The sequence below is a fragment of the Cedecea sp. FDAARGOS_727 genome (assembly GCF_012273235.1).
In the GTDB taxonomy this organism is placed as follows: Bacteria; Pseudomonadota; Gammaproteobacteria; order Enterobacterales; family Enterobacteriaceae; genus Cedecea; species Cedecea davisae.
The window spans coordinates 2,730,648-2,743,807 of sequence record NZ_CP050966.1 but is presented as its reverse complement, the minus strand read 5'-3'; the positions used below and the strand labels follow the sequence as shown (position 1 = coordinate 2,743,807).

The window sequence follows — 13,160 nt, the reverse complement described above, 5'->3', positions numbered from 1 at the left end:
GCCGCTGAGTAATTCTGCGAGGTGGCCTATGAAGTTATTTCGTTTTTCTCTGTTAGCGCTGCTTTGCGGCAGCGCCCCTTTAGCCTTTAGCGCGCCGTTGCAGCTGGATATGGCCCAGCTGGCGCGCAGTAAGTATGAAATTAGCCAGCAAAATCACGACGTTATGCCCGCCTGGCGCTCGCTCCAGCATAAAGCTGACCAGGCGCTTACCCATCCGCTTTACAGCATTACCCAAAAAAGCGCCTCCGCTCCGGCGGGTAATCCTCATGACTATTACAGCTTCTCCGACTACTGGTGGCCCAACCCCAAAACCGCCGACGGCCTGCCGTGGGTACGCAAAGACGGCCAGATGAATCCTGCCGCCGTAGGCAAGCAAAGTGATAAAAGCCACCTTAATGGCATGATTGATGACGTCTGGAATCTGGCGCTGGCCTGGCAGCTCTCGGGCAAAACGACCTATGCAGAAAAAGCCCGCCAGCAGCTGGTGAACTGGTTTATTACGCCGGAAACCCGCATGACGCCTAACCTGATTTATGCCCAAAGTATTCCAGGACATAAAGGCGTACGCGGCACCGGCATTCTCGATGGCCGGGTTTTGGTGCGGCTAATCGACGCCATCGAGCTGCTGCATGACGGCGGCCAGTTAGACGATAAAACCTGGCAAGGCCTGCGGAACTGGTACCGCGATTACTACCGCTGGTTGACCACCAGCGAGAACGGTAAGAAAGAAGACGCCGCCGACAATAACCACGGCACCTGGTACGACGTGCAGGTGGCCGCCATTGCGTTATGGCTCGGCGATAAAGAAGCGGCAAAGCAGCGGCTAATGTTTAGCGCCGGGCAGCGTGTTCCGCAGCAGTTTGACGCCAAAGGCGTGCCGCAAACCGAAATTGGCCGTACCCGCTCCTGGCATTACAGCAACTTTATTCTCGATGCTTACAACCAGTTGGGGAGGCTGGGAGAGAGGGCTGGCGTCAATGTCTGGCAGGCAATAAGTGGCGAACATAGCCTGCAAAATGGCTACCTGTATGTTGCTCAATTTGTTGATAGCCAGACACCATGGCCTTACCCAAATATCGAGCCTTTTAAGCCTGATGATGCTCTTGAAAATATGGTTTCGGCAGCCCATGCCTGGCCAGAAAATAATACGCTACAAAGCAAGGCCAAATGGCTTTTAAATCGCAATAAAACGGCAATAATCAACTTAATTTTTGAACGGTAATATTTATGTCATTTCTGCCTGAATCATCGCAAATTCAGGCAGAATATTATCGCATTGACAAAAATTATCTCACCAGACTCATTCCCCCTCAGCCCTTCTATCATGGGGAATTTCGCCCCCACTCGCCACGCGGATATTTTCATATCACAAAATCGAGGGTTGCCTCAGATTCTTAGTATGTTAGGGTATATACAGGTCAATATTTCCACCAGGAATCATCTATAAATAAATCAAATACGGGAATCTGTTTATTGCATGGCAATTAAATTAGAAGTGAAGAATTTATATAAGGTATTTGGCGAGCATCCACAACGCGCATTCAAATACATCGAGAAAGGAATCTCCAAGAGCGAATTACTGGAAAAAACGGGTCTGTCGCTTGGCGTTAAAGACGCCAGTCTGGCCATTGAAGAAGGCGAGATTTTTGTCATCATGGGGTTATCCGGTTCCGGTAAATCCACCATGGTTCGCCTTCTCAATCGCCTGATTGAACCCACCCGCGGGCAGGTACTGATAGACGGCATAGATATCGCCAAAATATCAGAATCCGAGCTGCGTGAGGTGCGCAAAAATAAGATCTCAATGGTCTTCCAGTCATTTGCCCTGATGCCCCATATGACGGTATTAAATAATACCGCCTTTGGCATGGAATTAGCCGGAATGCCGCTAAAAGAACGCCAGGAAAAAGCGCTGGATGCTCTGCGTCAGGTAGGGCTTGAGAATTATGCCAATGCTTATCCCGATGAACTTTCCGGCGGCATGCGTCAGCGCGTAGGCCTGGCCCGAGCGCTGGCAATTAATCCTGATATTTTACTGATGGATGAAGCCTTCTCGGCACTCGATCCGTTAATTCGTACGGAAATGCAGGATGAATTAATTAAGCTGCAGGCTAGACATCAGCGCACCATCGTATTTATTTCTCATGACCTCGATGAAGCAATGCGAATTGGCGACAGGATTGCCATTATGCAGGGCGGCGAAGTGGTGCAGGTCGGCACGCCGGACGAAATTCTGAATAATCCGGCCAATGATTATGTGCGCACCTTCTTCCGCGGCGTAGATATCAGCCAGGTGTTTAGCGCCAAAGATATTGCCCGCCGTAGCCCGGCTGGCCTGCTGCGTAAAACCACCGGTTTTGGGCCACGTTCAGCGCTTAAACTATTGCAGGATGATGACCGTGAATATGGCTATGTCATTGAACGAGGTCAGAAATTCCTCGGCATCGTCTCCACAGACTCTCTGAAATCCGCACTTGCTGCGGGCGAAGGTCTGGAGAGCGCGTTTTTAGCCTCCCCGGAGGCGGTTTCCGCTGAAACCTCACTGAGCGATTTGCTCTCCCACGTTGGCCAGGCTCCGTGCGCGGTGCCGGTGGTGGGCGAAGAGCAGCAATACGTGGGCATCATCTCGAAAGGGGTGCTGCTTCAGGCATTAGATCGTGAGGGGGCAAACCAATGAGTGACGCAACAAATCCGTGGGATTCAGGCAGCGCGGCGACGGACGCCGCGGCTAATCAGGCAGCAAGTTCAACTGACGCATGGGGCGCACCGGCAACGGACGCAGCAACCAGCGGCGGCGCTGACTGGCTAAATTCGGCTCCGGCCGCAGCGCCAGAGCACTTTAATATTCTCGATCCGTTCCACAAAACTCTGATCCCGCTCGACAGTTGGGTAACGCAGGGGATCGACTGGGTGGTTATCCACTTCCGCCCGGTCTTCCAGGGCATCCGCGTGCCGGTGGATTATATTCTTAGCGGTTTCCAGCAGCTACTGCTGGGGATGCCCGCTCCGGTGGCGATTATCGTCTTTGCGCTAATTGCCTGGCAGATGTCGAGCCTCGGCATGGGCGTAGCTACGCTAATTTCCCTGATTGCCATCGGCGCGATTGGCGCCTGGTCTCAGGCGATGGTGACGCTGGCGCTGGTATTAACCGCTCTGCTGTTCTGTATGATAATCGGCCTGCCGCTTGGCATCTGGCTTGCACGAAGCGAACGGGCGGCAAAAATTATTCGCCCGCTGCTGGATGCAATGCAGACCACACCGGCGTTCGTTTACCTCGTGCCTATCGTGATGCTGTTTGGCATCGGCAACGTGCCGGGCGTGGTCGTGACGATTATCTTCGCCCTGCCGCCGATTGTGCGCCTGACTATTCTCGGCATTAAGCAGGTGCCGGAAGACTTGATTGAGGCTGCCCGCTCCTTCGGAGCCAGCCCGCACCAGATGCTGTTTAAAGTGCAGCTCCCGCTGGCAATGCCGACCATTATGGCCGGGGTCAACCAGACCCTGATGCTGGCGCTGTCGATGGTGGTTATCGCTTCGATGATTGCCGTGGGCGGCCTTGGCCAGATGGTGCTGCGCGGTATCGGCCGTCTTGATATGGGTCTGGCAACGGTCGGTGGCGTGGGCATTGTTATCCTCGCGATTATTCTCGACCGCCTGACCCAGTCCATCGGGCGTGATTCACGCTCCCGCGGCAACCGCCGCTGGTACACCACCGGCCCTCTGGGCCTGCTGACCCGTCCCTTCATTAAATAAGCCTGGCGGCGGCCCCGTGCCGCCCCTCGCCCCATCACCACTAAAAAGGAATAACGATGCGACACAACGCTATTTTAGCCACGGCTCTTGCGACACTCGTTACCACCAGCGCCTTCGCGGCAGACCTGCCGGGTAAAGGCATCGCCGTTCAGCCGGTGCAAAGCACCATTTCCGAAGAAACCTTCCAGACGCTGCTGGTCAGCCGCGCGCTGGAGAAAATGGGTTATACCGTCAATAAACCAAGCGAGGTCGACTATAACGTCGGCTACACCTCTATTGCTTCGGGCGATGCCACTTTCACCGCCGTAAACTGGCAGCCGCTGCATGACGATATGTATGCCGCCGCGGGTGGCGATAAGAAATTTTATCGCGAAGGCACTTTTGTCACCGGCGCAGCGCAGGGCTATCTCATCGACAAAAAAACCGCCGATGCCTACCACATCACCAATATCGAGCAGCTAAAAGATCCAAAAATCGCCAAACTGTTCGACAGCAACGGCGACGGCAAAGCCGACATGATGGGCTGCACGCCGGGCTGGGGCTGCGAGGCGGTTATCAACCACCAGAACGAAGCCTATAAGCTTGCCAATACCGTTACCGTTAACCACGGGAACTACTCGGCAATGATGGCCGATACCATCGCGCGCTTTAAAGAGGGCAAACCGGTGCTGTATTACACCTGGACGCCGTACTGGGTGAGCGACGTGCTGAAACCGGGTAAAGACGTAGTCTGGTTACAGGTGCCGTTCTCTTCCCTGCCGGGCGAGCAGAAAGACATCGACACCAAGCTGCCTAACGGCGCTAACTACGGCTTCCCGGTAAACACCATGCATATTGTGGCGAACAAAGCCTGGGCCGAAAAGAACCCACAGGCGGCCAAACTGTTTGCCGTGATGAAGCTGCCGCTGGCGGACATTAACGCCCAGAATGCAATGATGCATAGCGGTAAGTCTTCAGAAGCGGATATCAACGGCCACGTTGACGGCTGGATTAAGGCGCACCAGGCGCAGTTTGACGGCTGGGTGAAAGAAGCATTAGCCGCGAAATAAACCACCGTTCTCCTCCCTCTCCCCAGGAGGGGGAGGGTTTTACCGCACAAACCGACACCCGCCTTCCCTTCTGCTGACATAATTTTTCGCTATTATTTCAACCTCTCTTTGGCAAGTTGAAGATAATAATGAAAAACACCACTCACACTCTCAGCCCAACGCTGATTGTCCTGATGTCCGTTGCTACCGGGCTGGCCGTTGCCAGTAACTACTACGCGCAGCCGCTGCTCGACACTATTGCAAACGCATTTTCGCTTTCCGTTAACCAGGCTGGCTTCATCGTCACCACCGCTCAACTTGGTTACGCGGCGGGCCTGCTGCTGCTGGTGCCGCTTGGGGATATGTTCGAGCGCCGCGGGCTAATCGTATTTATGACGCTACTCGCCGCAGGCGGCATGTTGATTACCGCCACCAGCCAGTCTCTGTCGATGATGATTCTGGGTACCGCGCTGACCGGCCTGTTCTCGGTCGTTGCTCAAATCCTTGTCCCGTTCGCCGCCACGCTCGCCGCTCCGGAAAAACGCGGCAAGGTTGTAGGCACTATTATGAGCGGGTTGCTGCTGGGTATTCTGCTGGCACGAACCGTGGCTGGTCTGCTGGCAAGCCTCGGCGGCTGGCGTACCGTGTACTGGGTAGCCAGCGTGCTGATGGCGCTAATGGCAATTGCGCTGTGGCGCGGGCTGCCGCAGGTAAAACAGGAGAGCCATCTTAATTATCCTCAGTTGCTGACCTCTATATTCAGCCTGTTTATCAAAAACAGCCTGTTACGCACCCGCGCCCTGCTCGGCTGCCTGACGTTTGCTAACTTCAGTATTCTCTGGACTTCAATGGCGTTTCTGCTCGCCTCACCGCCGTTTAACTATTCAGAGGGCGTTATCGGTCTGTTCGGCCTGGCCGGTGCGGCAGGTGCTTTGGGCGCTCGCCCTGCTGGCGGACTGGTCGATAAGGGCAAGGGGCATCACACCACCACCATCGGTCTGCTGCTCCTGCTGCTTTCCTGGGCAGCCATTGCCCTCGGCCAGTTCTCGGCCATCGCGTTGATTGTCGGGATCCTGGTGCTGGATTTAACCGTTCAGGGCGTACACATCACCAACCAAAGCCTGATCTACCGCATGATGCCCGAAGCGCGTAACCGGCTGACCGCCGGCTATATGACCAGCTACTTCATCGGCGGTGCGGCGGGTTCGTTAATTTCCGCAAGCGCTTACCAACATGCTGGCTGGAACGGCGTCTGCATCGCCGGTGCGGTCGTGGCACTACTAAATCTGGTAGTGTGGTGGCGCGGATACCAGCGTCAGGCGGATTAAGCCAGTACCTCTGCGGCCCGTAAGGGAAATTAGGGGTGTAATGGCAGGGGCAGTCTGTTAAGGTTGTCCCTGTTTATTAATTCGAGTGACATTAACGCTGGTTATTTATTAATATTTGATATGGATAGACCCGCAACTGTTTCGGCCCACAACTGCCACAGCATGGCAAACCCAACAGGGCTGACGAACAGCTTCCCCATCGCAATCCCTCCTATCCTCATCGCGATAGCCTCCGGTTTCCGTACCGTTGAACGCCGTTATACCACTCGAAACCCATTTTCTCTCCCCACGCTGCTTAGCGCTCTGGGCTACGGCTTAGCGTGGATTACGCCGATGGTGGCATCAACCAAACGTATATAAACGTATACAAACGTATAAATAATGCATTTACTTTATTTGTCACCATCGTTACTATATCGGCTGCAACTAATGAGGTTATGCCAAAATGGATAGTTCGTTCACGCCCATAGAACAAATGCTGAAGTTCCGCGCCAAACGTTACCAGGAGTTCCCGTATCAGGAAGTTCTGTTAACCCGTCTTTGTATGCACATGCAGGGTAAACTGCTGGAAAACCGCAATAAGATGCTGAAGGCGCAGGGGATCAACGAAACCTTATTCATGGCGCTCATCACCCTGGAGTCCCAGGAAAACCACAGCATCCAGCCTTCCGAGCTGAGCTGCGCGCTGGGTTCCTCCCGCACGAATGCTACCCGTATTGCCGATGAGCTGGAAAAACGCGGCTGGATAGAACGCCGTGAAAGCGACAATGACCGCCGCTGCCTGCACCTGCATTTGACCGAGAAAGGTCACGAATTCCTGCGTCAGGTACTGCCGCCGCAGCATAACTGCCTGCACCAACTCTGGTCTGCACTCAGCGGTGATGAAAAAACGCAGCTCGAAGCCATCACCCGCAAGCTGCTGACTCGCCTCGACCAGATGGAAGAAGACAAAGTGATACTTGAAGCGCTGAGCTAAACGCTGCCGTCTACACTTCTGACAACAATCCGATTTCAAAACTACTTTCAGGCCAGCAATCATTTGCTGGCCTGTCAGGTCTAACAGGTCGGCTAAGCTGACCGGAAATAATAAAAAAACAGGTGGAGATTAGCATGAGCGCAAATGCGGAGACTCAAGCCCCGCAGCAACCGGCTAACAAGAAAGGCAAGCGTAAAGGCGCCCTGCTCTTGTTGACCTTGCTCTTTGTCATTATTGCCGTGGCATATGGGATCTATTGGTTTTTAGTCCTGCGCCATTTTGAAGAGACGGACGATGCGTACGTGGCGGGGAACCAGGTGCAAATAATGGCCCAGGTCTCCGGTAGCGTCACCAAAGTCTGGGCAGACAATACCGATTTCGTAAAACAGGGTGATGTGCTGGTTAACCTCGATCGCGCCGATGCCGATCAGGCGTTCCAGAAAGCGCAAACTCAGCTGGCTTCCAGCGTGCGCCAGACTCGCCAACTGATGATTAACAGCAAACAGTACCAGGCGAACATCGAACTGCAAAAAACCGCGCTTGCTCAGGCTCAAAGTGATTTGAACCGCCGCATTCCGCTGGGTAGCGCCAACCTGATTGGTCGTGAAGAACTGCAACACGCTCGTGATGCGGTTGCCAGCGCACAGGCTCAACTCGACGTTGCCGTACAGCAATACAACGCCAACCAGGCGATGATTCTGGGCACTAAGCTTGAAGATCAGCCAGCTGTTCAACAGGCTGCCACCGAAGTTCGCAACAGCTGGATGGCGCTGCAACGTACGCAAATCGTCAGTCCGATGAGCGGCTACGTTTCCCGCCGTGCGGTGCAGGTTGGCGCGCAAATCAGCCCGTCCACCCCGCTGATGGCCATCGTTCCGGCCAACGGTATGTGGGTTGATGCTAACTTTAAAGAAACCCAACTGGCGCATATGCGCATCGGCCAACCGGCGACCATTATCAGCGACATCTACGGCGACAAGGTGAAATACACCGGCAAAGTCGTCGGCCTGGATATGGGCACCGGCAGCGCCTTCTCCCTGCTGCCCGCGCAAAACGCCACCGGTAACTGGATCAAGGTCGTTCAGCGCCTGCCGGTTCGTATCGAGCTGGACGCCAAACAGGTTGAAGAGCATCCGCTGCGTATAGGCCTGTCCACGCTGGTTAACGTTGATACCAGCAACCGCGACGGCAGTATTCTGTCTACCCAGACACGCAATTCCCCGGTCTATGAGAGTAACGCTCGCGAGCTGAATCTGACGCCGGCTAACCAGCTTATTGACCAGATTATTCAGGCCAATGCGGGTTAATAAAGCGGAGGTTGTATGGCACAACAAAAACCGCTAGAAGGGGCCCAGCTGGTCATTATGACCATCGCGCTGTCGATGGCGACCTTTATGCAGGTGCTGGACTCCACTATCGCCAACGTGGCCATCCCGACCATTGCCGGTAACCTTGGCTCATCGCTGAGCCAGGGCACCTGGGTAATCACCTCGTTCGGGGTGGCTAACGCTATTTCGATCCCGATTACCGGCTGGCTGGCAAAACGTCTCGGCGAAGTGAGGCTGTTCCTCTGGTCAACGGTGCTGTTTGTTATCGCCTCCTGGGCGTGCGGCATGTCAAACAGCCTTGAGATGTTGATCTTCTTCCGCGTGCTTCAGGGGATTGTTGCCGGGCCGCTTATCCCGCTGTCGCAAAGCCTGTTGCTGAGTAACTACCCGCCCGCTAAGCGCAGTATTGCGCTTGCGCTGTGGTCGATGACGGTGATCGTGGCGCCCATTTGCGGCCCGATCCTCGGCGGCTATATCAGCGATAACTACCACTGGGGCTGGATCTTCTTTATCAACGTGCCTATCGGTGGCGCGGTGGTGCTGATGACCCTGCAAACCCTGCGTGGGCGCGAAACCCGAACCGAGAAACGCCGCATCGATGCCGTCGGGCTGGCGCTGCTGGTGATAGGGATAGGCAGCCTTCAGGTCATGCTCGACCGTGGTAAAGAGCTGGACTGGTTTAACTCGACGGAAATCATCGTGCTGACGGTTATAGCGGTGGTCACCATCAGCTTCCTTATTGTCTGGGAGCTAACGGACGACAACCCGATAGTCGACCTCTCGCTATTTAAGTCGCGAAACTTCACCATCGGCTGCCTGTGTATCAGCCTCGCCTATATGCTCTACTTCGGCGCAATTGTATTGCTGCCGCAGCTGTTGCAGGAGGTCTACGGCTATACGGCAACCTGGGCGGGCCTGGCTTCCGCTCCGGTGGGTCTGATCCCGGTGCTGCTGTCACCGATTATCGGGCGCTTTGCCCATAAGCTGGACATGCGCCGGCTGGTGACATTCAGCTTCATTATGTATGCGGTCTGCTTCTACTGGCGTGCGTATACCTTTGAACCCGGTATGGATTTTGGTGCGTCGGCCTGGCCGCAGTTTGTGCAGGGCTTTGCGGTGGCGTGCTTCTTTATGCCGCTAACCACCATTATCCTCTCCGGCCTGCCGCCGGAAAGGCTGGCGGCGGCATCGAGCCTGTCGAACTTTACCCGAACCTTAGCGGGTTCCATCGGCACCTCGATTACCACCACGCTGTGGACCAACCGCGAGTCGCTGCACCACGCCCAGTTAACGGAGTCCGTTACGCCGTTTAACCCCAATGCGGTGGAGACTTACAACCAGCTACAGGGATTGGGGATGACGCAGCAGCAGGCCTCCGGCTATATTGCCCAGCAGATAACCAACCAGGGGCTGATAATCTCGGCCAATGAGATTTTCTGGTTCTCCGCAGGGGTATTTATCCTGATGCTGGTGCTGGTGTGGTTTGCTAAACCTCCGTTCGGCGCCGGTAGCGGCGGCGGTGGAGCGCACTAATATCACGCTAAAAAGGAGCCATTTGGCTCCTTTTTCTTTTCATCAACCTGGCGGATCCGCGCCACAGGTTGTCAGTTTTGCGCCAGTATCAAACGCCGTTGTTCGCCAGGATAAAAGCTCGACACAAACTGGAGAACCAACATGCTGCCCAACCCCTCGCAAAAATATCACACCCATCCGCCGATGAACTTACCCGACCGCCAGTGGCCGAATAAAACCCTGACCCGGGCACCACGCTGGCTCTCTACCGACCTGCGCGACGGCAATCAGGCGCTGGCGGAGCCGATGGACGCCCCGCGTAAATTACGATTCTGGGAACAGCTTCTCAAATGTGGGTTTAAAGAGATTGAGGTTGCGTTCCCGTCCGCATCGGAGACTGATTTCCAGTTTGTTCGCCAGCTGATTGAAGAGCAGCGCATCCCGCAAGACGTGACTATCCAGGTTCTGACCCAGGCTCGCAGCGATTTAATCGAACGTACCTTTGCCTCGCTTGAAGGCGCACATCGCGCAACGGTGCATCTTTATAACGCCACCGCACCGCTGTTCCGCAGGCTGGTATTCCGCCAGAGCAAAGAAGAGATCGTCCAGTTGGCGGTAAGCGCAACGCGCCAGATCCGCGCCTTGTGTGAGGCCAGCCCGCAAACGAGCTGGAATTATGAGTATTCCCCGGAAACATTCTGCTTTACCGAGCCGGAGTTTGCCCTGCAAATTTGTGAGGCGGTGGCTGATGTATGGGAACCTTCGGCTAAGCGTCCAATGATAATCAACCTGCCCGCCACGGTTGAGGTGAATACGCCCAATGTTTACGCCGATCAGATTGAATATTTCTGCCACAATTTCTCCCGCCGCGGCGAAGTGTGTATCAGCGTACATCCGCATAACGATCGCGGCAGCGGCGTTGCCAGCGCGGAACTGGCAATTCTTGCCGGAGCCGATCGGGTAGAAGGCTGCCTGTTTGGCAACGGGGAGCGCACCGGTAACGTCTGCCTGGTAACGCTGGCGATGAACCTTTACAGCCAGGGCGTATCACCCGGGCTGGATTTTAGCGATATGAAACAGGTCGTGGAACTGGTCGAGCAATGCAACCAGCTGCCGGTCCACCCTCGTCATCCCTACGCCGGTAAACTCGCTTTTACCGCATTTTCTGGCTCGCACCAGGATGCTATTAAGAAAGGGTTTACCGCTCGCCAGCAGGCGGACTCGCCGCTGTGGGAAATGCCTTATCTTCCGGTCGACCCCAACGATATTGGCTGTAGCTATGAGGCGGTGATCCGCGTTAACAGCCAGTCAGGGAAAAGCGGCGCGGCGTGGATGCTGGAGCAAAATCATGGTCTGGTTTTACCGCGCGAGCTTCAGCAGGATTTCAGCCGCCATGTTCAGGCCCGGACAGACAGGGATGGCAATGAAATGACGCTGAGCGCGCTCTGGCAGCTGTTCCGGGAGCTTTATGGCCCGCATCAAACCGCTCCCCGGCAGTTGCTGGACTACCGCAGTGAAAGCCAGGCCGACGGTACGCTTCACCTGTCGGCACATATCCAGACCGCCGAAGGCATTATCTCGCTTGAGGGCAAAGGCAATGGCCTGCTCTCCGCCGCCGCCGATGCGCTGAAATCTCGCTTTAATATTACCTTCGCCATTGAGGATTACCACGAGCACACGCTCGGCAGGCACAGCGAAAGCCGCTCGGCAGCTTATATTCGCTGTACCTTCAGGCAGGGCAAAAGCAGTTGGGGAACCGGTATTGATAATGATGTTTCTCGAGCGTCGCTGCAGGCGCTGCTTAACGCTCTTCCGGTGGATTAACCGAAAAGAAATAATCGCTCGGTGAAACGCCGAGCGTACGGCGAAACATGGCGCTGAATGCGCTGTGACTCTCGTAGCCCAACTCCAGCGCCACCCGAAGCACGGACTGCCCCTGCGCAAGGCGGCTCAGCGCTTCCATCAACCTTGCCCTGCGCAGCCATTCGCTAAACGCCAGCCCGGTCTGCTGGCGGAAATGACGCAGTAACGTGCGTTCACTAACGTTAAGACGCCGGGCGGCCATTGCGGTTGTCCATAATATGCCAGGCTCCGCCTGAACCTCGCGACACAGCGCCAGCAGCGCGGGTGACTGCGGCTCCGGCAGGTTAAAGGGCAGCGCGGCTATCACTCTTATTTCATCAAGAATAAGCTCATAGATCCGCTCTTCCCTGCTGCCCGCAGCATAGCTTTCCGGCAGCTGAAGCGAGGCAATAATCAGCTCACGTAGCAAAGTAGAAACTTGAACAACCTGGCAGACAGAAGGGAAATCTGCCCGGGCAAAGGGGTCGATGAATAACGTGCGAGCCGCCACGTTGCCGGTTATTTGCAACCGGTGTTGAGTCCCTGCGGGAAGCCAGACGCCTCGCCCAGGAGGGACTACCCAAAAACCATGCCGGGTTTCTACACGCACTACGCCGCTCAAGGTATGCAGCAGTTGCGCGCAGCCGTGACTGTGCCATGGCTCCGTCTCACCATGAAGGTAATCATGGGCAAAAGGAACCAGAGGCCGCGTGGCGAAATTAAATTCCAGGCTGGTGGACATAGTTTACTTCGTGTGCAAAAAGATGAAGATAGCATACGCCAGGCGTAAAAAAAGGAGCCATATGGCTCCTTTTTACGGTGCACAAAACTAGATGTGAAGCTCTTGCAGCTTCTCTTTAGGCAGCGCCAGCTCATCATTGCTGTTGACGCTAACGCCGTGCTCGATGATATGACGAGCGATATCCTGAGCTTCCTGCAGGGAGTGCATCTGGTAAGTCCCGCACTGGTAAACGTTCAGTTCCGGGATCTGGTTCTGCTCTTTCACCTTGAGCACATCCTGCATTGCCGCTTTCCACGCATCCGCAACGCGCTGCTCTTCAGGCACGCCAATCAGACTCATGTAGAAGCCGGTACGGCAGCCCATCGGGGAGATATCGATAATCTCTACGCCGTTGCCGTTCAGGTGGTCACGCATGAAACCGGCAAACAGGTGCTCCAGAGTATGGATCCCTTTTTCCGGCATCACTTCCTTGTTTGGGACACAAAAGCGCAGGTCAAACACCGTAATAGTGTCACCATGTGGAGTGTGCATAGTTTTGGCTACACGTACTGCAGGCGCACCCATACGAGTATGGTCGACTGTGAAGCTATCCAACAACGGCATCTGGTCACCTCCGATAAGTGATTTTTTTTAAAATAATTGAAACTTTTT

Annotated in this window: 12 protein-coding genes; 10 read left to right on the top strand and 2 right to left on the bottom strand. The window is 55.1% G+C overall.

Annotated features, from left to right (window positions below):
* Positions 1-28: 28 nt before the first annotated feature.
* The 10 genes from FOC35_RS13095 (at position 29) to leuA (ending at position 11,749) form a co-directional block, all read left to right on the top strand.
* Positions 29-1,222 carry an alginate lyase family protein gene (locus FOC35_RS13095; RefSeq protein WP_172569111.1) on the top strand — a complete coding sequence of 398 codons (1,194 nt, stop codon included), beginning with the start codon at positions 29-31 and terminating at the stop codon, positions 1,220-1,222.
* A 255-nt stretch (positions 1,223-1,477) separates the two neighbouring features.
* On the top strand, positions 1,478-2,677 hold the full coding sequence (proV, locus tag FOC35_RS13090) for a glycine betaine/L-proline ABC transporter ATP-binding protein ProV (protein WP_172569110.1): 1,200 nt from the start codon (positions 1,478-1,480) through the stop codon (positions 2,675-2,677).
* Positions 2,674-3,753, top strand: a complete 1,080-nt coding sequence (gene proW, locus FOC35_RS13085) for a glycine betaine/L-proline ABC transporter permease ProW (protein WP_016537957.1) — start codon at positions 2,674-2,676, stop codon at positions 3,751-3,753. Before proV ends, proW begins: the two co-directional genes overlap by 4 nt.
* A 56-nt stretch (positions 3,754-3,809) precedes the next feature.
* Positions 3,810-4,802 (top strand): glycine betaine/L-proline ABC transporter substrate-binding protein ProX, encoded by a 993-nt coding sequence (gene proX, locus FOC35_RS13080; RefSeq protein ID WP_172569109.1) that lies wholly within the window; start codon positions 3,810-3,812, stop codon positions 4,800-4,802.
* A 128-nt stretch (positions 4,803-4,930) separates the two neighbouring features.
* Positions 4,931-6,109, top strand: coding sequence for an MFS transporter (locus tag FOC35_RS13075; protein ID WP_172569108.1), 1,179 nt, complete (start codon positions 4,931-4,933; stop codon positions 6,107-6,109).
* 162 nt (positions 6,110-6,271) lie between these two features.
* Positions 6,272-6,469: a hypothetical protein gene (locus tag FOC35_RS13070; RefSeq protein ID WP_016537960.1), complete on the top strand. Its 198-nt coding sequence runs from the start codon at positions 6,272-6,274 to the stop codon at positions 6,467-6,469.
* Between the two features lie 85 nt (positions 6,470-6,554).
* Positions 6,555-7,085 carry a transcriptional repressor MprA gene (gene mprA / locus FOC35_RS13065; protein ID WP_016537961.1) on the top strand — a complete coding sequence of 177 codons (531 nt, stop codon included), beginning with the start codon at positions 6,555-6,557 and terminating at the stop codon, positions 7,083-7,085.
* Positions 7,086-7,219: 134 nt separating this feature from the next.
* Positions 7,220-8,392: a multidrug efflux MFS transporter periplasmic adaptor subunit EmrA gene (emrA, locus tag FOC35_RS13060; protein ID WP_172569107.1), complete on the top strand. Its 1,173-nt coding sequence runs from the start codon at positions 7,220-7,222 to the stop codon at positions 8,390-8,392.
* A gap of 15 nt (positions 8,393-8,407) precedes the next feature.
* Positions 8,408-9,946: a multidrug efflux MFS transporter permease subunit EmrB gene (gene emrB / locus FOC35_RS13055; protein ID WP_016537963.1), complete on the top strand. Its 1,539-nt coding sequence runs from the start codon at positions 8,408-8,410 to the stop codon at positions 9,944-9,946.
* A gap of 141 nt (positions 9,947-10,087) precedes the next feature.
* On the top strand, positions 10,088-11,749 hold the full coding sequence (gene leuA, locus FOC35_RS13050) for a 2-isopropylmalate synthase (protein WP_172569106.1): 1,662 nt from the start codon (positions 10,088-10,090) through the stop codon (positions 11,747-11,749).
* On the opposite strand, the gene FOC35_RS13045 is transcribed toward leuA, so the two are convergent.
* A complete protein-coding gene (locus FOC35_RS13045; RefSeq protein WP_172569105.1) occupies positions 11,727-12,509 on the bottom strand; it encodes a helix-turn-helix transcriptional regulator in 783 nt (260 codons plus the stop codon). The genes leuA and FOC35_RS13045 overlap by 23 nt on opposite strands.
* Positions 12,510-12,596: 87 nt before the next feature.
* A complete protein-coding gene (gene luxS, locus FOC35_RS13040; protein WP_016537967.1) occupies positions 12,597-13,112 on the bottom strand; it encodes an S-ribosylhomocysteine lyase in 516 nt (171 codons plus the stop codon).
* Positions 13,113-13,160: the final 48 nt, after the last annotated feature.